Raw genomic sequence first — 23,542 nt, 5'->3', positions numbered from 1 at the left:
AATGCTTTCTTTTACAGATTTTGCAGTACAGGCAAGTAATCGATGCGCGGAAAGGCTCCGGGCATGATTTCGACTGCTGTATCTTCGATTTCCTCTAGGGAAATAGATTTCCTGCCACCGGTGATCATCCGGTTCCAAAATACTTCCAACGCTTCAAAACGCATAATGAAATAACGCTCAAGCGAAGAAAAACGGATAATTAAAAATGCCAATCCCTGATGCTTCACCACTTGGGACATATGGTGGATTTGGTGGTCATGTATATTTTTCAAAGGAAAAGACGTTTTGTTTTCTGTCTCTTTCGCTTCAAAATCGACATATCTGCCGTTCCAGACGCCGTTGTAATCCGTTGTGGACGGAGCACGGAAATAGGCTTCCCGTATGACGGCCGCGCTTCTGGATGGATACTCGACTTTAACAATCTGGACGGGGACGGGTTTTTTGTGGATAACTGCAAGACCCAATTGCAGATAATAATCGTTGGTTTCGTTCAATTCATCCTCAAGCGTTTTGCCCCGGTTGCTGAATGAAAAATCCTTTTTTTTCGCTTTTACCGGTTTTTCTTTTGGAGGAACAAACTTTTTGCCATTTGGATAATTAATTGCCATTTTGTGATACACCTCGCTTACCTTATCATATCACAAGCACTTAGACGATGAATAAGTTAAAAAGTTTCAAATTTGCTAGTCTAATGATAGCCGATTCACAAACTTATGCCAACTGAAATGAATATCTGTTCGACAGAAGGCCGTTCTTTTCCATTGCCAGACAAATAAGAAGCGGGAGCCTGCTTTTGACGGAAAGCGCATTGGACCCAGACTTGCTGGAACCGGTATCATGCAGTAATATTCGTACGGTTTTCGCTTATATGATAAACTTATGGCAATGGAGGGACGCTATATGACAGTAAGAGAACTCTCTTCCGTATTATATGACGAATGCGGAAAATGCCTGGACCGTTTTTACGATATGCGTGAGCGCGATGCGGTTCCGGATTTTTATAAAGAGGTAAAACCATACGCAGATTATTGGCACGGAAAGATAAATGAATGGCAAAAAGAATCGCTTTTGTACATTCAGCAAGAACGACCGAAATATGTACACAAACCACAGATCGATAACGCGGCAGAAGGAATGGCCCAGTTTTTTGTGCAGAGTTTCTACAAAGAAACGAGCAAAAAGCGCTTTATCCAGACTATCCAGGCTGCGCAGTATACACTGCAGACCTTTATGCTGGCGATTGATGAAAAGAGCGAAGAAACATGATCCGAAAAAAGAAACTTCCTGAACTCTTGAATGAGTGGAAAACCGAACCCGACATGATGGAGCGGATTGAACACTGGCATACCATCAAAGAAAAGCCGGCAGCCTATGCTGATTTTCCTCCTGCCATGCATGACAGCCTGAAAGCGGCCCTGCGCAAAAAAGGCATCGAACAGCTTTATACGCACCAACGGGAAGCTTTTGATCTTGCCGAAAACGGCAAATCGTTCACAGCGGTTACGCCTACCGCTTCCGGCAAATCGTATTGCTACCACTTGCCGGTTCTTCATAAAATATTGAACGATCCGGGTGCCCGGGCATTGTATTTGTTTCCGACAAAAGCGCTTGCCCAGGACCAGAAAAGTGACTTGCACGATTTAATTGAAAAAACCGAGCAGGATATTTTGTCTTATACCTACGACGGCGATACCTCGCCGTCCATCCGCACGAAAGTAAGAAAAGCCGGACAGATTGTCATGACGAATCCTGATATGCTGCATTCCGCCATCTTGCCTCATCACACGAAATGGGTCTCTCTTTTTGAGAATCTTCATTATATAGTGATTGATGAGCTCCACACATACAAAGGGGTTTTCGGCACGCACGTCGCCCATGTAATCCGCCGCTTGAAACGCATTTGCGAGTTCTACGGCAGCAATCCGGTCTTTATTTGTACATCGGCAACGATTGCCAATCCGAAAGAACTGGCAGAGAACTTGACGAACACTGAGCATGTGCTGATTGACCGGAACGGTGCGCCGGCCGGCAAAAAGCATATCGTCTTCTACAATCCGCCGATTATCCATCCGACTTTCGGTGTGCGCAGAAGCGCCGTTCTTGAAGTGCGGGATTTGGCGACCCATCTTGTCAAACAAGGCATCCAGACAATCGTCTTTGCGAAAAGCCGGGTGCGGGTGGAAATGCTCGTCACGTATTTGCAGGCCATCACCAAAACCAAACTGCAGGACGACTCGATCAAAGGCTACCGCGGCGGCTATTTGCCGACGGAGCGGCGGGCCATTGAAAAAGGGCTGCGCGATGGAACCATTAAATGCGTCGTCTCGACCAACGCCTTAGAACTCGGTGTTGACATCGGACAGCTGCAGGCCTGCATCATGACGGGCTATCCCGGGAATATCGCAAGCGCCTGGCAGCAGGCCGGACGCGCAGGAAGGCGGCAGGATGAATCGCTGGTCGTCTATGTCGCCCAATCGACTGCGCTTGACCAGTACATCATCAATCATCCTGAATATCTGCTTGACCAGTCGCCGGAAGAAGCGCGCATCCATCCGGAGAACATCATCATCCTGATGGACCATTTGAAATGCGCTTCCTTTGAATTGCCGTTTCGGACGGACGATCAATACGGCGAATTTGACGTACAGGAATTGCTGGAATATTTGCAGGAGCAAGGCGTGCTTGTGCGGACTTCAGACCGCTGGCACTGGATGAGCGACCGTTTCCCGGCGCATGACATTTCACTGCGGTCAGCATCGCAGGAAAATGTCGTCATCATCGACCAGTCTGTTCCGGCCGATACGAGAGTGATCGGCGAAATGGACCGCTTCAGCGCATTGACTTTACTTCACGAAGAAGCGATTTATTTGCATCAGGGCACGCAGTTCCAAGTTGAGATATTGGACTGGGAAGAGAAAAAGGCGTATGTCCGGGAAGTGGACGTCGATTATTTTACGGACGCCAACCTGGCGATCGAGCTGAAAGTGATGAGCGAAGACAAAACGAAAAAACTGCATGAAGCAGACGTCCAGTACGGCGATATTGCCGTACTGGCAATGCCGACAATTTTCAAGAAAATCCGGTTCGATTCACATGACAATATCGGTTCCGGACCGATTTCATTGCCTGCTGAAGAATTGCATACTTCTTCGACATGGCTCAGTTTCACCAAACCGGAAGGCTTCAGCGACTCGGAGTTGTCGGACACGATGACCGGGGCGGCTTATGCCATCGAGTCGTTCATCCCGATTTTTGTGCAATGCGACCGCCGGGATGTCCATGTCGTGCCGCAAGTGAAATCGACCCATAACGATATGCCGTCGTTTTTCATCCATGATTCGTATCCGGGCGGCATCGGCATCAGTGAACGGATCTATGATTTATGGCAGCCGCTGCTCGATAAAGCGCAGCAGCATATTTCAGAATGCCCATGCCTGGATGGCTGTCCATCGTGCATCGGTGCACAAGACGCCGCCATCAGCATGAAGAGCCACGTCATCAAGCTGTTGAACGAGCTTCGCAGAGGGGAGTGAGGGCCGATGTCGTTTGAGAGCAAATTATTGCAAATGAAAGGCATGCTGAAAAAACAACCGGCCAAAAAGCAGGCCCCAAAAGCGGCAGAACGGCCGCTTTTTGAAAAAGAGTGGGGCAATATTGGGCTTGAGCTGAAAGAAAACAAATTCGGCTTTGTCTACGAAAAGAAAATCCGCTATCCTTTGACGCACCAGCACGGCAAGGTTAAACTTGGCGAGTTGGAACGGGTGCTGTCGGCCTGGGAACAAGTGCCTTTTGAGCATCCGTTTAAGCTGAAACCGGGAACTCCAATCGTGTTTTTTGATACGGAGACGACCGGCCTGAGCGGAACAGGAGCTTATATTTTCCTGATCGGTTTGCTGGTCCAGAAAGACGATCATTTTGAAATGACCCAATATATTATGCCGGATCCTTCCCACGAAGCTGCTTTTCTTTACGAAACGGGCTTATGGCGGGACGAGGAACCGATCATCTTTTCTTATAACGGAAAAAGTTTTGACTGGCCGCAATTGATGTCCAGATGGACGATGCACCGCCAGGTCCTGCCGAAATTGCCGACGCCGCTTCAAATCGACTTATTCCATGGGACGAAACGGATCTGGAAAAATGAATTGGAACGGATGAAGTTGAGTACAATCGAAGCGGAAAAATTGGGGTTTTTCCGTGAAGGCGATGTGCCGGGCTATTTGATTCCGCCGATTTATCTTGATGCCGTAAAAAGCGGCTACCCCGATGGTTTGGCAAAAGTTCTGTTCCATAACGAGCTGGATATCTTGTCGCTTGTGTCGCTGTACGTCCTGTCGTCCGATTTGCTGCGGGAAGATTTGGTTTCCGAGACCAGCGGCGCGTACACCAATATCGGGAAATGGTATGCCGATTTAAAACAGTTTGAACAAAGCGCCACATACTTGGAACACGTTACGCAAGAACGGGGAAGTTCCGCTGCCATGGCACGCTATTTTTTGGCGATCCAGAAAAAACGGAGCGGGCAGTACGACGAAGCGGTCCGGCTGTTTAAAGAGGCAGCGCCGCATTTACGCGGCTCGGTGGAAGTCGAGGCCTGGATCCATGCGGCCAAATTATATGAACACCAGCTCGGCGATTTGGACAAAGCCATCACAATGGCGGGTTTTGCAAAACAAGCGAGCGAACACACAAAAGTCCGCGCGTCCCTTGTGCTGGATATTCAAAAGCGGCTGTTCCGCCTGGATGAAAAAAAGCAGAAAAAACACGCCCAAGTTGCCAAGAACTAAACACGAAAATTGTGCCATATGCTATAATTGGCGTTAGGAAGGGTTTTTTATCCCAGATTAACGGGCAGTATGGACCGCCCAACAAGTTCGAATGGTTCAGCGGACAATTAGAGAGATGGGAAATCCTCACTAATTTCAGTTTTACCTGATGGAAGGACGATAAAAATGGACAATAAATACACAGCTAAAGACATCTTGGAAAGAGACTTTAAAACGGGAATGCGCGGTTACAACCAGGACGAAGTGGATCATTTCCTGGATGAAATCATTCAAGACTATGAAATCTTTACGAAAAAAATCGAACAGCTTCAAAACGAAAACAAACGCCTTCGCGCAGAAATGGACGATGCGCCGCGGAAACAGGCAGCGCCGGTTCCAGGCACGACAAACTTCGATATTTTGCGCCGGTTGTCTCATTTGGAAAACCATGTATTCGGCAACAAATTGAATAACAATTAAATCCGTTGAATTATTTGTTGAAATAACGTATACTTGATAAGCCATTGGAAATTCTGGCAATCGCTCCGGCTTCTTGCCGGAGAGGAAAGTCCATGCTCACACGGACCTGCGATGGCCGTAGTGATCGCGCTTAGCGAAACAATAAGCTAAGGCAGCTTAACAGCTGACGGCGGGTAGAACGCCTAAGTCTTCGGATATGGCCGAAATACCCTGAAGGTGCCACAGTGACGGAGCTGCATAAGAAATTATGCAGGTGGAACGAGGTAAACCCCGCGAGTGAGAAACCCAAATTATGGTAGGGGCACTTTTCTGAAGGAATTGAACGGATGAAGAGGCAAGCTTTTGGCATGCAGATAGATGGTTGCCGTCCACTAGTACGAGGTGCAAGCCGTTTGAGTACGTGGAAACAAAACATGGCTTATAGAATTTCTCTTGGCTTTAAATTGCTGATCAAAGGCTCTCCATTCCGGAGAGCTTTTCTACTTATAATTGAAAAAACCTGAACTTACCTTAAAAGGAACTTATTTATATAAATTACTTAAAACCACTTGCAACAAGAAAGGGCGTCGTTATGACTAAATTTAAATTGCTCGCCACTGCCGCAATGGGCCTCGAGTCGATTGTAGCAGATGAAGTGAAAGAACTGGGGTACCAGACACAAACAGAAAACGGCAAAGTATTTTTCGAAGGAGACGAGCGCGATATTGCGAAAGCCAATCTTTGGCTGCGCACAGCGGACCGTGTAAAAATCATCGCCGGTGAGTTTAATGCTTATACGTTTGATGAATTGTTCGAACGAACAAAAGCGATCGAATGGGAAAAATTCCTTCCGGTCGATGCCAATTTCCCGGTCCAGGGAAAATCGGTCAAATCGAAATTGTACAGCGTGCCGGATTGCCAGTCGATTGTCAAAAAAGCGATCGTGGAACGGCTGAAAAAAGCATATCACCGGAACTCGTTCCTGGATGAATCAGGTGCCCGTTTTAAAATTGAAGTTTCCATCTTAAAAGACAAAGTTCAATTGTCAATCGACACAAGCGGCGCCGGCCTGCATAAACGCGGCTACCGCTTAGACCAAGGGGAAGCGCCGTTAAAAGAAACCTTGGCAGCCGCTTTGGTGAAACTTTCCCGCTGGACGCCTGACCGGCCGTTTGTGGATCCGTTTTGCGGTTCCGGGACGATTCCGATTGAAGCGGCCATGATTGGCCAGAACATTGCACCGGGCTATAACCGTGATTTTGACGCAGAAGAGTGGCCATGGATGAAACAGCAAATTTGGGACGACGTTCGCGCGGAAGCAGAGGAATTGGCGAACTATGACCAGCCTTTGAATATTCTCGGCACGGATATCGACCACCGCATGGTAAAAATCGCACAGGAAAACGCACGGGAAGCCGGATTCGCAGATTTAATCCAATTCCAGCAGCGCCAGATGAAAGACTTTGTGACACATGAAGAAAACGGCGTCGTTGTCGGCAACCCGCCTTATGGGGAGCGCATCGGCGAAGTGGAAATCATTGAACAAATGATCAGCGATATGGGACGTATTTTCTCCAAACACCCGACATGGTCCATCTATATCCTGTCGTCCATGGAGAAATTTGAAACGATCTACGGCCAGCCTGCGACGAAAAAACGAAAATTATTCAACGGTTTCATTCGCACAGATTTGTTCCAATTCTGGGGAGAACGGCCAAAAAATAAATGACTCGAGAACGGAAGGGCGCGAAGCCCTTCCGTTTCTCTGTGAGGAGAACATATGAGACAACCTATACCATTTCCATTAGATAAAGAGAAAACTTTTTTTGAATCGCTGAATGATTGGATTGGGGATATCTTTTACGATGAGTTGCCTGAAAAAGGATTTGATTTGCGTGATGAACAGATTTTCATGGCTTTTCAGATTGAACAGGCGCTGAAAGAAAAGTCAGTGCTGTTTGCGGAAGCTGGCGTCGGCACAGGGAAAACCTTGGCTTATTTATTGCCGGCGATTGCCTATGCCCGCTATACGGGAAAACCGGCGTTGATTTCCTGCGCCGATGAAACCTTAATTGAGCAGCTTGTGAAAAAAGGCGGCGATATCGACCGTTTAAACGACCTGTTTGATTTGAAACTGGATGTCCGCTTGGCTAAATCGCGTGACCAGTACTTGTGCCTGCAGCGTTTTGAAGGAGCCCAGAAGCGGCTTGACGCGGATTTCCTCTACGACATTGAAGACAGCCTGCCGGAATTCGTCAACAAAACCTTCTCTATGCAAAATACCTATCCGTATGGTGAACGTTCCAGCTACCCTGAAGTGACAGACGAAGAATGGCAGCAAGTAAATTACCACCCCATCCAAAATTGCCAGGCATGTGAACTGCGCAATAAATGCGGCCAGACAATTCACCGCAACCATTACCGCAAAGCAACGGACTTGGTGATCTGTTCGCATGACTTTTTGATGGAGCATATTTGGACAAAAGAAACGCGTATCCGTGAAGGGCAGACGCCTTTGCTTCCCGACTACTCGCTTGCAGTATTGGATGAAGGGCACCTGCTGGAATTTGCGGCGCAGCGCGCCTTGACATATGAAGTGCAGGAAATGACGCTATTGCACGTGACCGAACGGGTCATGGTTGACGGGGTACGCGAGAAAACTTTGGGCTTGATCGAGCAGGTCATTGATTTGCACAATGAATTCTTCCGGGAACTCCGCAAAAGCACCATCGCTTCTGATGAAGACCGAAAAGGCATCCGAAAAACCGATGAGTTGTTGTTGATCGGCCGGGAAACGGTGCGGAAAATTGACGATTTGCTCGAGGAATTTGTTTTTGAAGGTGAATTGTACACCATTCCGGAATACGATCTAAAGCTCGCAGAAGAATATTTTGACCTGTATACCTTTGCGATGAAACTGTTTGTCGAAGAAGGCGATGCCATCAACTGGCTGGAAGTGAAAGATGAGATCGAGACCTTGGTCATCATGCCGCGCCTTGTGACCGATATTTTGGATGAAAAATTCTTTGACGGCAAAGTACCGGTCATCTTTTCATCGGCTACTTTATCTGTCCAAAAAGATTTCACCTATATTGCGGACAGCTTAGGCATTGACGATTTCCAATCGTTCTCTGTTCCGTCTCCTTTCGACTATGAAGATGTCATGAAAGTGTTCAAACACCCGCTCGAACAGCAAGACAAATTCAGCTGCGTTTATGATTTGTTCTCAACAGGCGACCAGACGCTCGTATTGTTTAAATCAAAAATGGATATGGACAATTTCAAGCGGTCACTGCCGCTGGACCATCCATACACCATCGAATTTGAAGGCGACCGCGAGTTGTCGACAGTTGTGAAAGAGTTCCAGGAAGGCAAATTCCAAGTGCTGTGTTCGTATCATTTATGGGAAGGCCTGGATCTTCCTGGCGAGGCGTTGACAAAAGTCATCATCGTCGATTTGCCGTTCCCGCCGAAAGATCCGGTCTTTGAAGCGAAGCGCAAATTCAGCGTCAATCCTTTGGAGGAAATCGACTTGCCGTTTATGCAGCTGCGGATTCAGCAAGGCATCGGCCGTTTGATCCGGACTTCCAATGATTACGGCGAAATCCATTTATTGCTGAATGAAGAAGAGCTGGTCATCGAACATCTTTGGGGCCGGATTTTGCCGGTCCCTGCAGAAAACTTTTAATCCCTCTAAAGACTTATGCTACAATGGGCTTAAAGTCTGTTTTGGAGGGATTTACATGACATTGGAACAACAATTCACCGAGCACGTCGGCAAGATGCGCGCTTATCAGGAAGCACTTTCATTATTGTATTGGGATCTCCGCACCGGAGCGCCGAAAAAAGGCGTCGATTTGCGTTCAGAAACGATCGGAACCTTGTCGTCGGAATTATTTACGCTGTCGACTTCGGATTCATTCGGCGAGCTGCTTTCCTCACTGGAAGCGGAGAAAGACGGCATGGATGTGGTGCTGCGCCGCTCCGTCGAAGAAGCCCGCAAAGAATACGATTTAAGCAAAAAAATCCCGCCAGAAGAATACCGGGAATTTGTTGTACTGCAGTCCAAAGCAGAATCTGTCTGGGAAGATGCCAAGGCTGACAGTGATTTCTCACTGTTCGAGCCGTATTTGGAGAAATTGGTGGCTACGACAAAGAGGATGATCGGCTACTGGGGCGAGAAGAACGGCAGTGCTTACAACACATTGCTGGATCAATACGAACCCGGCATGACGACGGAAATACTGGATGAAGTTTTTGGCACATTGCGCGGACGCATCATTGCGCTTGTCCAAAAAATCGCCGATTCGGAGCATAAGCCGGAAACCGGTTTTTTGTTCGGCCATTTCCCGAAAGAAGCCCAGCGTGATTTCAGCTTCCAAGTTCTTGAACAATTGGGATACGACTTTGAAGCGGGCCGTTTGGATGAAACGGTTCATCCGTTCATGACCACCATCAACCGGCATGATATCCGGGTGACGACAAAATACGACGAAAAAGATTTTCGCACCGCTGTATTCGGCACCATCCACGAATGCGGGCACGCGTTGTATGAACAGAACCTCAGTGAAAAATTAGCCGGCTTGCCGGTGGAAACCGGTGCTTCCATGGGCATCCACGAATCGCAGTCGCTGTTCTTTGAGAACTTTGTCGGACGCAACGACAAGTTTTGGAGCAACAACTTCGGTTTGCTGAAAGAGTATGCGGCAGGACAGTTTGAAGGGGTAAGCGTTGCGGATTACTGGCGCGCCATCAACGAGTCAAAGCCGTCGCTCATCCGCATTGAAGCGGACGAATTGACATATGCGCTTCACATCATGATCCGCTACGAACTGGAAAAAGGCTTGTTTAACGGTGACGTCGCAGTGAAAGATCTGCCGCAGCTTTGGAACGATAAATACGAAGAGTATTTGGGAATCCGCCCGACAAATGACGCAGAAGGCGTGCTGCAGGATGTTCACTGGGCCGGCGCAAGTTTCGGCTATTTCCCTTCCTATGCACTCGGTTATATGTATGCAGCCCAATTCAAAAATGCGATGCTGAAAGATTTGCCGAATTACGATGAATTGCTGGAAGCCGGAAACGTCGCGCCGATCCGTGAATGGCTGACTGAAAAGGTTCACCAGCACGGTGCTGTGAAAAAACCGCTCGAAATTCTGCAGGATGCAACCGGTGAAGGCTTAAACGCTGAACATCTGGCAAGCTATCTGGAAGAGAAGTACTCAAAAATCTATCAATTGAATTAATATGAGAAGGCGGTAAAAGCGGAATGCTTTTACCGCCTTTTTTTATGGTTGGTTTTAAGTGGAAAACTGTATATCGTACAGCTTATGCCCAACTTTCATTAAAATATGCCAAACACAAGACAATCCAGCGCCAATTGACTGTTAATTTTGATTATAATAAAGGAAGGAGGGGATACATAATGTTGAAATCATTTAGTCTGGAAGGCAAAACAGCAATTGTCACTGGAGCCGGCAAAGGGATCGGCAAAGCAATCGCCATGGCAATTGCAGAAGCGGGTGCGAATCTTATGCTTGTCGCCCGCACCGAAAGCGATTTAGTGGAAGTGCAAAAAGAAATCGGCAATAGCCGGACGTCTTATACTGTTGCGGACATCACCGCTAGAGAGCAAATTCAAAACGTGGTGGAAAAAACAATCGAACAATTCGGTGCGATTGATGTTCTGGTCAACAACGCCGGCATGAACATCCGCTCGTCGCTGATGGATGCCACGGATAGCGAGTGGCATAAAATTATGGATACCAATGCTCATAGCGTCTTCATGTTCTCGCAGGAAGTGGCGAAGAAGATGAACGGCGGCGGTTCCATTGTCAACATCAGTTCTGTCGGCGGAGAGCGCGCGCTGAAAACAGGAGTCGTCTACGCAGCTTCCAAAGCGGCCATCATCCAGATGACAAAAGTGATGGCGATGGAATGGGGGCCAAAGAATATCCGCGTCAATGCCATCGGCCCTTGGTATTTCAGAACGCCGCTGACGGAGAAATTATTGAACGACCAGGAGTATTTGGATTCCATCCTGGCGGTTACACCGATGAAGCGCGTCGGAGAGTTGCCGGAAGTGGCGACACCGGTCATCTTTTTGGCTTCTGATGCATCAAGTTACATCACCGGACAAACTTTGTTTGTGGACGGCGGCATGGCGATCCATGGCTTTTCGTAAAACACTTGAAATGCAAAAATAGCATCATCCTTAAGTCCTTTTCTTAAACAGAAAAGGATTTTTTATATTGGTGCATAAAAAATGATATGATAGTAGCAGTATTTGATGAAGGAGTTTTGCAACATGACGGCATTAGAACATAAAGAAGGTTTAATCGAAACGGCAAGGCTGTACCAGATATTTGAGGAAAACGAAGATACCGAACGGGCTGCAAAAGCGGAACTGTTCGCCAAAAAAATTCTGAAGAACAATTTCATTATTGGATTCGCGGGCCATTTTTCTTCCGGGAAATCTTCCATGATCAATGCATTGACCGGAGAAACGCTGCTGCCATCGAGCCCGATTCCAACAAGCGCCAACATCGTCAATGTCCATAAAGCGGATGCCGATTTTGCCATTGTGAATTTGAAAGACCAAAAACCGGTTTACTTTCCGGAAAACTACGATTTTGAAGCGGTCAAAGCGTTTTGCAAAAGCGGTGAAGTGACCCAAATCGACATTGGCCATAAAGAATCGGTGCTGCCGGAAGGAATTACGGTGATGGACACGCCAGGCGTCGATTCGACGGATGATGCCCACCGGATGTCCACAGAGTCGGCGCTTCATGTTGCGGATATGGTGTTTTACGTCATGGACTATAACCATGTCCAATCTGAACTGAATTTCAATTTCACGAAAGAACTGCAAAAGTACACAGAGCTGTACTTGATCGTCAACCAAATCGACAAACACCAGGACAGCGAATTGTCTTTTTCTGATTTCCGCCAATCGGTCCAGGATTCGTTTGCGGCTTGGGGCGTGGTCCCGAAAGGCATCTTTTTCACTTCCTTGAAAGACTTCAGCCATCCTGGAAACGATTTTGAGCAAGTAAAAGGCCTCGTTTCTTCCGTCATGGAAGGCTGGCAAGGACATGCAGGAGCTGCAGCCGAATCAGCGCTACAGCAATTAAAAGACGAACATCTAAACTTCCTGGAAAATGAAAAAATGGAGCGCCTGCAGGCTTTTTCATCTGTTTTAACAGAGGAAGAATGGGCGATGCGCGAAGAACTGAAACAAGAAAGCGAATCGGTGTCGAAACGCTTATCCGTCATGGATTACGACGACTGGAAACTGAGTTTCGAAAAAAACCGGAAGCAGTTGCTGGAGAACTCCAACATCATGCCGTATGAACTGCGCAACGCCCTGACCAATTACCTGGAGTCGGTGCAGCCGAACTTTAAAGTCGGTCTCTTGTTCAGTGCCAAGAAAACACAGGAAGAGCGGGAAGTACGGAAAACGGAAGTGAAGGACCGCTTGTCTGTTGTGGTCGCTTCTCAAATTACCAGCCATTTAAAGAAATTGATGAAGACCTCTTTGAAAGATGCGGGCAAATTAACCGATACGGAATCATTGGCCATTGATGAGATGGTGCTTGAAGTGCCAATGTCGCTCGTTGAAGAGCAAGTGCCGCGCGGAGCTTCTACTACAGGCGATGCCGTATTGAATTTTGCGAACAGCATCTCAACGGCTGTCCAAAGATGGTTTATCCGGGAAACCGAAGCTTGGAAAAACGCCCAGGAAGAAAAGTTCAACAGCCCCTCGGACGATGTGGCAACCGAAATGGATATGAAAGCGGAAGGGTTGAACCAGAAATTGCTGGCGATCCGCACTCTTGAAGAAATGGATGAGCTTACCGAGAAAGTGAAAAGAGCTTTTTCCGCGATGCTTCCTAAACAAAAGCAGGCGGCTGAAGAACAGGTACAAAACTGGTACGAAAGCTTCCAACTGGATGTAGAAGACATGGTGGAATTTGATCCAAGCATGCTTGAACCGCAGAAAGCTGCACAGTCAGAAGCACGCGAACTGGCTGACGTCCCAGCCTATGCAGAATTTGACGAACAGGCTGTAGTGGAGCGGGCGAAAGGGACTGCAAACCTGCTTGGACCGATCAAAGGATTTGCCGAAACCGCTGAGTACTTGAAGCGGAAAGCCGCAAGACTTGAAAACCAGGAATTTACGATTGCCCTGTTCGGGGCTTTCAGCGCCGGGAAATCGTCGTTTTCCAATGCGTTAATGGGAGAAACGGTGCTGCCGGTATCTCCGAACCCGACAACGGCGACGATCAACCGGATCCGTCCAGTCAGCAAAGACCATCCGCACGAAACAGCGGATGTCCGGTTGAAAACCGTCTCGCAAATGACAGAAGATGTCCAGAATTCTTTCCAGGCACTTGGCATTGCTGTCAGCTCACTGGAAGAGGCTTACGACAAATCCGCCAATTTGCCGGTGAACGAAGAAATCGAACAGCAAGTGCACAAATCATTTATTACCGCTTTCCGCAAAGGCTATCCAAATTTCAAAGGAGAACTCGGCAAAACGGTGCGGACGGACCGGGAAGAATTCGGTCTGTATGTAGCAAAAGAAGAACGAAGCTGCTTTGTTGATGAAATCGATTTCTATTACGATTGCGAATTGACGCGCAGCGGCGTGACGCTTGTCGATACACCGGGAGCGGATTCGATCAATGCGCGCCATACGAATGTAGCGTTTGAATACATCCGGAATGCCGATGCAATTTTGTTCATTACGTATTACAACCACGCGTTTGCCCGTGCCGACCGGGAGTTTTTGATTCAGCTCGGACGGGTGAAAGATGCCTTCGAAATGGACAAAATGTTCTTCGTTGTCAACGCGATTGATTTGGCAAACAATGAACAGGAAAAAGAGGCGGTCGTCCAATACGTGCAGGATGAAATGCTGCGCTTTGGCATTCGTTTCCCAAGACTGTACGGCGTTTCAAGTTTAATGGCGCTTCGTGACCGCGATACTTCGGGCATGCCGGAATTCGAAACGGCGTTCCAGCATTTCTTGAAAGATGAATTGAAAGGGATGGCGGTCCAGTCGCTTGCAGAAGAAGAGCAAAAGACGGTTGACCGTTTCCGCGCACTTATTGCCCAGACCGAGAAAAACCTGCTGCGCAAAGACGAACGCCTGGAAGAACTGAAGCGGCTTGAACAGCAGCTGCGCATTCTGTTCAGCACGTCGCCGGCAGCCACCTTATCCCGCGAGGCTTTGCAAGAACTCGATGAATTGCTGTATTATGTGAATCAGCGGGTGTTTTACCGCTTTAACGACTTCTTCAAAGAAGCATTCAATCCTTCTGTCTTTTCAAATAAGCCGGCCCAGCAAGCGCTTGATGCAGCTTTGCAGGAAATTGCCGATATGACTGCATTTGATTTCCAGCAGGAACTGCGCGTGACGAATTTCCGGCTGTCGCAGTTTATCGAGAAAAAGATTGCGGCGCGCTTTAAAGAAGACACGGCTAAGCTGCGTGAGATGAATCCTGATTTTTCATTTACGCCTTATGAAGTGGAAGAAACTGCAGCGGTTGAAGTGGACCGGCCATTTACCGGCAAAGATTATTCTTCAGTAAAATCCTATTACAAAAACAACCGGAGCTTTTTCGAGAAAAATGAAAAAGAAAAACTGCGCGACGCCTTGCAGGCTTTGATGGAGCCGGATGCTTTGAAGTATCTGGAAAAAGAAAAAGCGGAACTCGGCGAATGGGCGGACACATGGATCGACCAGGAAGCAGAAGGCCTTCGCCAGCATGTTTTAAGACAGGCTGTAGATCAAATTGAATCGGAGCGTACACTGCTTCAACAAGAAGAAAAACTGAAGGAATGGAAAAACCTGTTTTCTAATCTGATCGCTGAAAGGGTGTAAGCAATGACAGTTTTTATTAAAACGACGGATACTGAGAAATACCGATGGATTGATGCGAGGTTCGAATTGCAGCGTCCGGAAACCGGCCGCGAGCAATATGCACAAGAACATGTGGAAGGCGCGATTCACTGGGATTTGAATAATGACCTTTCGGATATGGCTTCAAATGCAGGGCGCCATCCCATGCCATCCAAAGAACAATTAACGGAACTGATCAAAAAGAGCGGCCTGACGCCGGAAGACGAGGTTGTCGTCTACGACCAGGGTGGAGCTGCTTATGCTGCCCGTGCCTGGTGGCTGTTGAAATATGCCGGGTTTGAAAAGGCCTATATCAGCAAACTGGGTTTTGATGCATTGAAAAAACAAGGGATTCGCGTTTCCAATGACACTCCCGAATATCTACTGAGCCATCCGGAATTGAAGTTTAATGAGTCGATTTATGCGGACCAGGAGGATGTCAAAAATATCATTGACGGTAAAGAACTGGGGGTTTTGGTGGATGCCCGCTCTCCGAAACGCTTTGCCGGCATCGAAGAGCCGATCGATCCGGTAGCAGGGCGCATTCCGGGGGCCCACAACTTCGACCTGGAACAATTGGTCAAAAACAAGCAATTTATCGAAGATGCCGATTTTTCATCCGTTCTGCAGAAAAATGAACCCGCTGTTGTTTACTGCGGCAGCGGCGTTTCAGCAGCCGGATTGTATGCCTTGCTTGCAGAAAAAGGACATGAAGCGCTTCGCTTGTATACCGGCAGCTTTTCTGACTGGATCCGCAATGAAGACAATGTAGTGGAAATCGACACCGACGAAATGCCGGAACCGTCAGACGACGACTCGAAAGATATATTGGCACGCCTCATTGAAGAAGGTTACTCAGGTGAAATGCTGATGAAAAAATTCGAATACGAGAAGTCACTGATTGATAAAAAAGAATAGCAGATGAAAACACCCCCTACTTTTTCAAGTAAGGGGTGTTCTAACGTCATCATTCAGCAATTTTAAGGTTATCATTGTTCTTTTCAATCGGTTCTTTCCGGCTCAACTGGACGGTGATGATCTGGTGGTTTTCCATTTCTTTCACTGTCACGGTATGGTTCGGCATGTCGATTGAATCGCCTTCATGGATATCGATGTTCTTCAGTTGGACCCATCCGCCGATTGTATCGACGTCTTCACTGTCATCGAACGTAATCCCAAAGCGGTCTTCGAGATCGGATAGCAGAACGCGGCCGTTGAGCAGATAATTGAAAGTATCCAAAGCTTTGATTTCATCGCGTTCGTCATCGTCGAATTCATCTCGGATTTCTCCGACAATTTCTTCAAGAATGTCTTCCATCGTAATGACGCCGGAAGTTCCGCCGTATTCATCGATGACGATGGCCATATGGACCCGTTCTTTTTGCATGGTCCTTAAAACGTCTTGGATAGGCGCTGACTCCATCACGAATGGAATGTCATGGACAGCAAGGCTTTCTCGCAAGTCTTCCGTGAAGGTGTAATTAGTCAGCATTTCTTTTACATTGATAAACCCAATGATATTGTCTTTGTCTCCGTTCTCCGTAATCGGATAACGGGTATATTCGTGCTCGCGTACAATTTCCATCAAATCGTCATGCGTCATTTCAAGTGAAATGGATTCCATTTGCGTGCGGGGAATCATGATGTCTTTTGCACAGCGTTCATCAAACGAAAAGATGTTTTGCATATACGATAGTTCGGTTTGGTTGATTTCACCGCTTTGATAACTTTGCGTCATGATGATTTTCAGCTCTTCCTCTGAATGGGCCTGTTCATGGTCTGCCGGTTCAATGCCGAACATGCGGAGCAAGAGGCGTGCCGAACCATTCATTAACCAAATGAACGGATTCATGATTTTGCCGAAAAGGATCAGTGGGCCTGACAGGAACAACGCCATTTTCTCAGCGTACTGAATGGCCAAAGTTTTCGGTGCCAGTTCACCGAGGACGACATGGAAATACGTGATGGCAACAAAAGCGATTGTAAACGAAAGAATGGAAGCGGTTGGATCGCCGACACCGAAATTATCAAGCAACGGGTGGAGCATACGCTCGACCGTTGGTTCGCCAAGCCAACCGAGGCCGAGTGCCGTTACCGTAATGCCGAGCTGGCACGCCGATAAATAATAATCCAGGTTATCCGAAATTTTCTTCGTCTTTATCGCGCTTTTGCTGCCTTCTGAAATCAGTTGATCGATGCGGGATGTCCGCACACGGATGATCGAGAATTCAGATCCGACAAACAAAGCGGTTAAAGCAATTAACAAAACTACCAAAAACAAATTCAATATGAGTATACTGTCCAATTGGTCCCTCCGGTTTGGAGGGTTCACCTCTGCTTTCAAAAAATGTAGTTTAATTATAGCATATAAGCACATTGTATAGTTATTGAAGCGCTTGAATATAAATTTGGCGAAGCACTGAGCAATAGTAGTTGTATCGGGGGAAAAATGGATTTATCATTATATTTAGAAAAGGAGTGACAACGATGAAGACGTTATGGCACGGGGGAACAATTTACACAATGGCAGCAGAAGATGAAACCGTTGAAGCAGTGTTGGTTTCAGATGATAAAATAGAGAAAATCGGTACATATGAGGAACTTCGCGAACTTGCAGAAACCGAAGTGGACCTGCAGGGGAAAGTGGTTTACCCGGGATTTGTCGACAGCCACATGCATATGATCGGGCACGGTGAAAAATTGCTGCGGGTAGACCTTTCTAAAATCGAGTCGTCGGAAGAAATGAAAAAAGAGTTGATCCGTTCTACAGCGAACCTTGCAGAAGGCGAGTGGTATATCGGCGAAGGGTGGAACGAGAACAATTTTCCGGACCGGAAGATTTTCCATCGGACGGAACTGGATGAAATCAGCCAATCGCCGATGATGCTAAAACGGGTATGCCGCCATGCCGTGCTGGCCAATTCAAGCGCTTTGGCCCTTGCCGGCATTACTAAAGATACACCGGATCCAGACGGCGGGGTCATCGTTCGCGATAATGACGGAGAACCTACCGGATATTTATTGGATGCCGCTCAGGATCTAGTATCAAGCCAGGTGCCGGAAGCAAGCATCAATTACTTGACCAACGCATTAAAAACTTCAGTGGAGGATTTGCTGTCGCTTGGACTGACAGGTGCGCATACGGAAGACATGGGCTACTACGGGGATTACTCACGGCCGCTGCAGGCGTTTAAAAATGTGATCGGCGAGGAACTTAAATTCCGTGCGCATTTGCTGCGTGCCCATAGCGTGTTTGAGAAAATGATAGAAGGCGCCGAATACAAAGAACCGTTTATCGATCCGGGTGCCATGAAGATTTTTGCAGACGGTTCCATCGGCGGGAAAACGGCATTGCTCAGCAAGCCATATAACGATGACCCGTCCACAAGCGGGGTTGCCATCCATTCGGATGACGAGCTAAAAGAGCTGGTCGCCATGGCGCGCCGCCACGGCGAGGCAGTAGCGATTCATGTAATTGGCGATTTGGCTTTGGAAAAAGCGCTGGATGCCATTGAAGCCCACCCGGTGCCGGCAGGCAAAAGAGACCGGTTTATTCATGCCATGGTGGTCCGTGAGGATTTAGTGGAGCGAATGCAAAAAATTGATGTGGCGCTGGATTTGCAGCCAAGCTTTACGACTTCCGATTTCCCGTGGGTGATTGAACGGCTTGGAGAGGAACGGATCGGCTGGTCGTACGCCTGGAAAAGCTTATTGAACAATGGGCTGATCTGCGCTGGCGGATCGGATGCTCCAATCGAGGAAGTGGATCCGCTTCAGGGAATCTACGCTGCGGTTGCCCGTAAAAAGGCATCTGACACACACGAAGGCTATATGCCGCAAGAGAAACTAAGCCGCTATGAAGCCATTCAGCTTTATACAAGCGGAAGCGCTGCAGCCATTTGCAAAGAACACGAACGCGGACAGATTCAGGAAGGCTTTGATGCGGACTTTTCCGTTTTTGACCGCGACTTGTTTGAAGGGCCGGAAGAGCAGATTTTGGAAGCACAAGTGGAAATGACCGTGGTGGCAGGAGAAATCATGTACCGGAAAAAATCGACTGCAAAACAATGAAATACTAGCGTTTAAAGGGAAGAGGAGAGTGAATACATGTCTGCTGTACCAACAGAAATTTTGGATAAACTCGCACATGCTGAAAGCTCCGGCATCAATATGACCAGTCCGAAAGCAGTGGTGGACCATATGCTCGCCCAAGGTGAAAAAGAAGCGATCCTGTTTTTCTACAAGCCGAAAAGCCTGGAATTTGATTTTGATAAATTCCATCAAGCTGTAGAAGAAATGCGCAATCGGTAATGCAAAAAAAGACTCGGAGCCGTATGTGGCTTCGAGTCTTTTTAAATGCAATCGATTTATTTTCCGCCCAGTAAATTGAACAGGCCTCCGGTGATGCTGCCTTCGCCTTGGCTGCGGCCGGCAGGGTTTTGAGGGGCAGCTGCAAAGACGCGGCTCGCTAGCCTGCTGAATGGAAGGGATTGGACCCAAACGCTGCCCGGTCCGCGAAGAGTGGCAAAAAATAATCCTTCACCGCCGAAGAGTGCCGTTTTAACGCCGGAAACCATTTCGATATTATAGTCCACATCCGCAGTCATTGCCACAAGACATCCGGTATCAACGCGAAGCACTTCGCCTTTTTGAAGGTTCTTGCGGTAAAGCGTTCCGCCTGCATGGATGAAGGCCATTCCATCTCCTTCGAGCTTTTGCATGATAAAGCCTTCGCCGCCGAAAAAGCCGGTGCCGAGCTTGCGCTGAAATTCAACGCCGATGGATACGCCTTTAGCAGCTGCCAGGAATGCATCTTTTTGGCAAATGATTTTGCCGCCGAGCATGCTTAAGTCCATAGGAATGATTTTCCCCGGATAGGGAGAAGCAAATGAGACGTGGCGTTTGCCGGTTCCTTGGTTAGTGAACGTCGTCATAAATAAGCTCTCGCCGGTAATGATGCGTTTGCCGGCGCCCATTAATTTGCCCATGATGCCGGCGCCGCCGGCATTTGACCCGTCTCCGAATATGGTTTCCATGACAATGCCGTCTTCCATCATCATCAATGCGCCAGCTTCCGCAATGACGGTTTCGTGAGGATCCAGTTCAACTTCCACAAATTGAAGATCGTCTCCGTGCAATTTAAAATCGATTTCGTGGTTATTCATTTATACTCCTCCTAAGGATGTCTTTTCTACTATATAATGAATACGATATGAGTTTGTGGAAAGTTTCAAAAAAATATGCAAAGTAGCTGTTATATAAAAAAAGAGGTGGGAAAATGAACGACGATGCTTTGAAAACGGCAAAAGAATTGGTAGCCAAGCGATTTCCGGATTGTGAAACAGCATTGCTCGCGGGCAGCGTAGTCAGAGGAGACGCGACTTCTACATCAGATTTGGATCTTATAGTCATAGATAATAATATTATGTCGTCTTATAGAGAGTCATTTATGGAAAAAGGATGGCCGGTGGAGCTATTTGTCCACAATTCCACTTCTTATCAAGGGTACTTTAAGAGCGACTGCGAGAGAGGGCGGCCTTCTTTGCCTAATATGGTGGCAGAAAGCATCGTTTTAACAGGCCATCACGAAGCAAAATACATAAAAGAGGAAGCGCGCCAGCTGTTGGCAAAGGGCCCGGCACAATGGACATCAAAAGAGGCCGCGGTAAAACGTTATTTTTTGACGGATGTGCTCGATGACTTTATTGGTTCCGGCAACCGGACAGAAGAGCTGTTTATCGGCAACGCCTTGGCTGAGCAGCTGGGTGAGTTTGTCCTGCGGATGAACAGGCAATGGACCGGCACTTCCAAATGGCTCGCGCGTTCCTTGAAACGCTACGATGAAGATTTTGCAGAACAATTCAGTGCTGCATTTGAACATTATTACAGCACGAGAGAAAAAGAAGCCGTCATTCATTTAGCAGAAGGTGTACTTCATGCATATGGCGGCAGGCTTTTTGACGGATTCACTCTTGGAAAGGAAGGGATTAAGGATGGACGCTGACTACTTGATCAACCATTTAGGAATGGAGCCGCACCCGGAAGGCGGTTTTTACAAAAGGACTTTCGAGTCGGATGAAATGATTGCCACAGAAAGCCAGTCCGCACAAAGGCGCCTGTATACGAGCATCTGCTTTTTGCTGCGCTCAGAAGATATCTCTCATCTTCACCGCCTAAAATCAGATGAGCTTTGGTATTTTCATGCCAGCAGTGCCTTGTCTGTCCATATTATTGATAAAAGTGGAAGATATCGTGTAGAGAAGTTGGGCTTAGACATGGCAAATGGCGAGAAGCCCCAAGTGCTGGTCCCGAAAGGCAGCATTTTCGGTTCTTCTGTTGAAACGGAAGATGCTTTTTCGCTTGTCGGCTGCATGGTGGCACCCGGCTTTGATTTTGCAGATTTTGAATTGTTTACCCAAAATGAACTGCTGGACCAATTTCCTGCACATGAAGGCATCATCAGAAAACTGGCATACGACAAGCTTCCCGAGTGAAAAGCCGGTATCGAATTAAAAGAAAGCATGCTAAACTAGAAAAAATAGGCATAAAGGGTGAGGGGAAGTTATGGGGACTGTATTATCGCTTTTAATTGTAGCCGTGGCGTTATTTACGGCGTTTGCTTTGAAGAAATTTTATGACAAGCCATACATTGTCAATTTTTCATTGGCAGCGATGCTGCTGCTGATTGTGGTGCGTACACTTCTGCTGCATCCGATCAATACGCTCGGCTATGCAGCCATCGTACTTTGCTCTATTGCGTTTATTTTCCAGGCGGTACTTGGAGTAAAGAATGTGAAAACGCAGGAACAGGCTTAAAAATGAGAAATAAAAATCAAGCGGTGGCGACAGCCATACCCGTAATGTGTACACGCACATTACGGGTATTTTTTAGTTTTTAGAAAGGTAAGAGCAAGAAAGGGAATTATGAACTTCACGTAGAGCCCTTCTTTACAGCATGTCCTCAAAATCATCTACGGGATATCATCTTTCATTAAGAAAAAAAAAACACTTTACATACAGTAGGGGGGTATATTATATTGAAGGTGTAATAGCGGTACATCATTTTGAACCAAGAAATACAGCTGGCAGCAGAAGCGAGTTTATAGGTAAAATGAATATCGATAAAAAGGAGCGCTTTACAATGAAATCAAAACAATTATTACCGGTCCTTTGGGTAGTTGCTCTTGCGGTCGTTTTGGCGGCTTGTTCTGGTGCTGAGGAAGAAGATCCGCATGCTGCGATGGATCATGGAGAGATGGAAAGCATGGACCATTCAAGTTCAGGCGAACTGCCGGACGGTTTGGAAAAAGCTGAAAATCCGGCATTTAAAGTTGGAAGCAAGGCTGTGATGAAGTCAGATCATATGACAGGCATGAATGGTGCTGAAGCAACTATTGCAGGAGCTTTTGATACAACAGTTTATGCAGTTTCCTATACACCGACTTCCGGCGGAAAAAAAGTGAGCGACCATAAATGGGTGATCCACGAGGAACTCCGGAATGCGGAAGATGAGCCTTACCAGGCCGGAGAAAAAGTGGTGCTGGAAGCCGACCATATGAACGGGATGGAAGGTGCTGAAGCCATCATTGATTCTGCCGAACAAACGACCGTGTACATGGTCGACTTTGTATCTGAAACAGACGGACAAGCAGTAAAAAACCACAAATGGGTAACCGAAAGTGAATTATCTGCGAAATAAGTTATGAAAATCGCCCCAAATTTTGAAACAGGTATTTTGATAAGAGCTGCCATCTTTAGTATAATACAGGTATAGGGTATATTAATAAGGGGGCCGAGAAATGGAAAACACGGTGAAAACCACGGTACAGCCCAATAAACAACAGCTTTTGAACCGTTTAAAGCGGATAGAAGGACAAGTGCGAGGCGTCCATCAGATGGTCGAGAACGACCGTTACTGCGTCGACATTCTTCACCAGGTAAGTGCCATTCAATCAGCGATGAACAAAGTTTCCCTTGCATTGCTGGAAGACCATACCCACCATTGCGTTTCCAAGGCAATTAAGGAAAACAAAGGGGAAGAAGCGATCAATGAATTGATGGATGTCATGAAAACCATGACGAAGTAAAGATGTATGATACGATTAAGGCAAGACAAAAACAAAATCCAAGGAGGCAAAAATAATGAATGAAACATTAAAAGTCCAAGGCATGTCGTGTGCCCATTGTGTAAATGCAGTTGAATCAAGCGTAGGAGAACTTCAAGGGGTATCTTCTGTCAAAGTGGATTTGGGAAAAGGCGAAGTCACAGTAGCCTATGACAACAGCAAGACTTCATTGAACCAAATCCAGGAAACCATTGAAGACCAAGGATACGACGTCGTATAAGAGTGCTTATAAGCACTCTTATCTTTTAAGGAAAATATACCCCTGGGTAGTATGAGAGGAGGAT

At 47.2% G+C, this 23,542-nt stretch carries 21 protein-coding genes and 1 other RNA gene; 19 read left to right on the top strand and 3 right to left on the bottom strand.

What is annotated here, in order from left to right; all coding sequences use genetic code 11:
* Positions 1-11: 11 nt before the first annotated feature.
* On the bottom strand, positions 12-608 hold the full coding sequence (recU, locus tag HU147_RS13625) for a Holliday junction resolvase RecU (RefSeq protein ID WP_224076767.1): 597 nt from the start codon (positions 606-608) through the stop codon (positions 12-14).
* Between the two features lie 292 nt (positions 609-900).
* Here recU and HU147_RS13620 point away from each other — a divergent pair, with 292 nt between their 5' ends.
* From HU147_RS13620 to HU147_RS13570, 11 genes are all read left to right on the top strand, one after another.
* Complete coding sequence (locus tag HU147_RS13620; RefSeq protein WP_224076766.1) at positions 901-1,266, top strand: YppE family protein; 366 nt, start codon at positions 901-903, stop codon at positions 1,264-1,266.
* The gene (locus HU147_RS13615; RefSeq protein WP_263427864.1) at positions 1,263-3,533 is read left to right on the top strand and encodes a DEAD/DEAH box helicase; all 2,271 of its coding nucleotides are present in this window, start codon (positions 1,263-1,265) and stop codon (positions 3,531-3,533) included. Before HU147_RS13620 ends, HU147_RS13615 begins: the two co-directional genes overlap by 4 nt.
* A 6-nt stretch (positions 3,534-3,539) precedes the next feature.
* Positions 3,540-4,787: a ribonuclease H-like domain-containing protein gene (locus HU147_RS13610; protein WP_224076765.1), complete on the top strand. Its 1,248-nt coding sequence runs from the start codon at positions 3,540-3,542 to the stop codon at positions 4,785-4,787.
* 165 nt (positions 4,788-4,952) lie between these two features.
* Positions 4,953-5,246 carry a cell division regulator GpsB gene (gene gpsB / locus HU147_RS13605; RefSeq protein WP_036801987.1) on the top strand — a complete coding sequence of 98 codons (294 nt, stop codon included), beginning with the start codon at positions 4,953-4,955 and terminating at the stop codon, positions 5,244-5,246.
* Between the two features lie 48 nt (positions 5,247-5,294).
* Positions 5,295-5,672: RNase P RNA component class B (gene rnpB / locus HU147_RS13600), an RNA gene on the top strand.
* Between the two features lie 145 nt (positions 5,673-5,817).
* Positions 5,818-6,954 (top strand): THUMP domain-containing class I SAM-dependent RNA methyltransferase, encoded by a 1,137-nt coding sequence (locus HU147_RS13595; RefSeq protein WP_224076764.1) that lies wholly within the window; start codon positions 5,818-5,820, stop codon positions 6,952-6,954.
* A gap of 51 nt (positions 6,955-7,005) precedes the next feature.
* Positions 7,006-8,913 (top strand): ATP-dependent DNA helicase, encoded by a 1,908-nt coding sequence (locus HU147_RS13590; protein ID WP_224076763.1) that lies wholly within the window; start codon positions 7,006-7,008, stop codon positions 8,911-8,913.
* Positions 8,914-8,968: 55 nt separating this feature from the next.
* Positions 8,969-10,471, top strand: coding sequence for a carboxypeptidase M32 (locus HU147_RS13585; RefSeq protein ID WP_224076762.1), 1,503 nt, complete (start codon positions 8,969-8,971; stop codon positions 10,469-10,471).
* 179 nt (positions 10,472-10,650) lie between these two features.
* On the top strand, positions 10,651-11,409 hold the full coding sequence (locus tag HU147_RS13580; protein ID WP_224076761.1) for an SDR family NAD(P)-dependent oxidoreductase: 759 nt from the start codon (positions 10,651-10,653) through the stop codon (positions 11,407-11,409).
* A gap of 123 nt (positions 11,410-11,532) precedes the next feature.
* The gene (locus tag HU147_RS13575) at positions 11,533-15,114 is read left to right on the top strand and encodes a dynamin family protein (RefSeq protein ID WP_224076760.1); all 3,582 of its coding nucleotides are present in this window, start codon (positions 11,533-11,535) and stop codon (positions 15,112-15,114) included.
* Positions 15,115-15,117: 3 nt separating this feature from the next.
* Positions 15,118-16,050, top strand: a complete 933-nt coding sequence (locus HU147_RS13570; protein ID WP_224076759.1) for a sulfurtransferase — start codon at positions 15,118-15,120, stop codon at positions 16,048-16,050.
* 49 nt (positions 16,051-16,099) lie between these two features.
* Here the strand turns inward: HU147_RS13570 and HU147_RS13565 are convergent, their stop codons facing one another.
* Positions 16,100-17,437 carry a hemolysin family protein gene (locus HU147_RS13565; protein WP_224076758.1) on the bottom strand — a complete coding sequence of 446 codons (1,338 nt, stop codon included), beginning with the start codon at positions 17,435-17,437 and terminating at the stop codon, positions 16,100-16,102.
* Positions 17,438-17,619: 182 nt separating this feature from the next.
* Here HU147_RS13565 and HU147_RS13560 point away from each other — a divergent pair, with 182 nt between their 5' ends.
* Positions 17,620-19,203: an amidohydrolase gene (locus HU147_RS13560; protein ID WP_224076757.1), complete on the top strand. Its 1,584-nt coding sequence runs from the start codon at positions 17,620-17,622 to the stop codon at positions 19,201-19,203.
* A 36-nt stretch (positions 19,204-19,239) separates the two neighbouring features.
* Positions 19,240-19,443, top strand: a complete 204-nt coding sequence (locus tag HU147_RS13555) for a hypothetical protein (RefSeq protein WP_224076756.1) — start codon at positions 19,240-19,242, stop codon at positions 19,441-19,443.
* 56 nt (positions 19,444-19,499) lie between these two features.
* Here HU147_RS13555 and HU147_RS13550 read toward each other — a convergent pair whose 3' ends face one another.
* Positions 19,500-20,297, bottom strand: a complete 798-nt coding sequence (locus HU147_RS13550; RefSeq protein WP_224076755.1) for a TIGR00266 family protein — start codon at positions 20,295-20,297, stop codon at positions 19,500-19,502.
* A 113-nt stretch (positions 20,298-20,410) separates the two neighbouring features.
* Here HU147_RS13550 and HU147_RS13545 point away from each other — a divergent pair, with 113 nt between their 5' ends.
* From HU147_RS13545 to copZ, 6 genes are all read left to right on the top strand, one after another.
* A complete protein-coding gene (locus HU147_RS13545) occupies positions 20,411-21,136 on the top strand; it encodes a nucleotidyltransferase domain-containing protein (RefSeq protein WP_224076754.1) in 726 nt (241 codons plus the stop codon).
* Complete coding sequence (locus HU147_RS13540; protein WP_224076753.1) at positions 21,126-21,626, top strand: cupin domain-containing protein; 501 nt, start codon at positions 21,126-21,128, stop codon at positions 21,624-21,626. The genes HU147_RS13545 and HU147_RS13540 overlap by 11 nt, the downstream gene beginning before the upstream one ends.
* Positions 21,627-21,696: 70 nt before the next feature.
* Positions 21,697-21,948 (top strand): hypothetical protein, encoded by a 252-nt coding sequence (locus tag HU147_RS13535; RefSeq protein WP_224076752.1) that lies wholly within the window; start codon positions 21,697-21,699, stop codon positions 21,946-21,948.
* A 325-nt stretch (positions 21,949-22,273) separates the two neighbouring features.
* Positions 22,274-22,831, top strand: a complete 558-nt coding sequence (locus HU147_RS13530; protein WP_224076751.1) for a YdhK family protein — start codon at positions 22,274-22,276, stop codon at positions 22,829-22,831.
* Between the two features lie 100 nt (positions 22,832-22,931).
* Positions 22,932-23,219, top strand: a complete 288-nt coding sequence (locus HU147_RS13525) for a metal-sensitive transcriptional regulator (protein WP_036803112.1) — start codon at positions 22,932-22,934, stop codon at positions 23,217-23,219.
* A gap of 55 nt (positions 23,220-23,274) precedes the next feature.
* On the top strand, positions 23,275-23,478 hold the full coding sequence (gene copZ / locus HU147_RS13520) for a copper chaperone CopZ (RefSeq protein ID WP_263427863.1): 204 nt from the start codon (positions 23,275-23,277) through the stop codon (positions 23,476-23,478).
* Positions 23,479-23,542: the final 64 nt, after the last annotated feature.

The organism is Planococcus chinensis, from assembly GCF_020071995.1.
Taxonomy (GTDB): domain Bacteria; phylum Bacillota; class Bacilli; order Bacillales_A; family Planococcaceae; genus Planococcus; species Planococcus chinensis_A.
The sequence above is the reverse complement of the archived record's forward strand: the minus strand, read 5'-3'. Positions and strand labels throughout refer to the sequence as shown.

Bases quoted from the DNA above. Each gene is read 5' to 3' on its own strand.
- HU147_RS13550 (WP_224076755.1), bottom strand. From the start codon at position 20,297: ATGAATAACCACGAAATCGATTTTAAATTGCACGGAGACGATCTTCAA.
- gpsB (WP_036801987.1), top strand. From the start codon at position 4,953: ATGGACAATAAATACACAGCTAAAGACATCTTGGAAAGAGACTTTAAA.
- HU147_RS13590 (WP_224076763.1), top strand. From the start codon at position 7,006: ATGAGACAACCTATACCATTTCCATTAGATAAAGAGAAAACTTTTTTT.
- HU147_RS13555 (WP_224076756.1), top strand. From the start codon at position 19,240: ATGTCTGCTGTACCAACAGAAATTTTGGATAAACTCGCACATGCTGAA.
- HU147_RS13535 (WP_224076752.1), top strand. From the start codon at position 21,697: ATGGGGACTGTATTATCGCTTTTAATTGTAGCCGTGGCGTTATTTACG.
- HU147_RS13580 (WP_224076761.1), top strand. From the start codon at position 10,651: ATGTTGAAATCATTTAGTCTGGAAGGCAAAACAGCAATTGTCACTGGA.
- HU147_RS13585 (WP_224076762.1), top strand. From the start codon at position 8,969: ATGACATTGGAACAACAATTCACCGAGCACGTCGGCAAGATGCGCGCT.
- HU147_RS13570 (WP_224076759.1), top strand. From the start codon at position 15,118: ATGACAGTTTTTATTAAAACGACGGATACTGAGAAATACCGATGGATT.
- recU (WP_224076767.1), bottom strand. From the start codon at position 608: ATGGCAATTAATTATCCAAATGGCAAAAAGTTTGTTCCTCCAAAAGAA.
- HU147_RS13525 (WP_036803112.1), top strand. From the start codon at position 22,932: ATGGAAAACACGGTGAAAACCACGGTACAGCCCAATAAACAACAGCTT.
- HU147_RS13620 (WP_224076766.1), top strand. From the start codon at position 901: ATGACAGTAAGAGAACTCTCTTCCGTATTATATGACGAATGCGGAAAA.
- HU147_RS13575 (WP_224076760.1), top strand. From the start codon at position 11,533: ATGACGGCATTAGAACATAAAGAAGGTTTAATCGAAACGGCAAGGCTG.
- copZ (WP_263427863.1), top strand. From the start codon at position 23,275: ATGAATGAAACATTAAAAGTCCAAGGCATGTCGTGTGCCCATTGTGTA.
- HU147_RS13615 (WP_263427864.1), top strand. From the start codon at position 1,263: ATGATCCGAAAAAAGAAACTTCCTGAACTCTTGAATGAGTGGAAAACC.
- HU147_RS13610 (WP_224076765.1), top strand. From the start codon at position 3,540: ATGTCGTTTGAGAGCAAATTATTGCAAATGAAAGGCATGCTGAAAAAA.
- HU147_RS13560 (WP_224076757.1), top strand. From the start codon at position 17,620: ATGAAGACGTTATGGCACGGGGGAACAATTTACACAATGGCAGCAGAA.
- HU147_RS13540 (WP_224076753.1), top strand. From the start codon at position 21,126: ATGGACGCTGACTACTTGATCAACCATTTAGGAATGGAGCCGCACCCG.
- HU147_RS13545 (WP_224076754.1), top strand. From the start codon at position 20,411: ATGAACGACGATGCTTTGAAAACGGCAAAAGAATTGGTAGCCAAGCGA.
- HU147_RS13530 (WP_224076751.1), top strand. From the start codon at position 22,274: ATGAAATCAAAACAATTATTACCGGTCCTTTGGGTAGTTGCTCTTGCG.
- HU147_RS13595 (WP_224076764.1), top strand. From the start codon at position 5,818: ATGACTAAATTTAAATTGCTCGCCACTGCCGCAATGGGCCTCGAGTCG.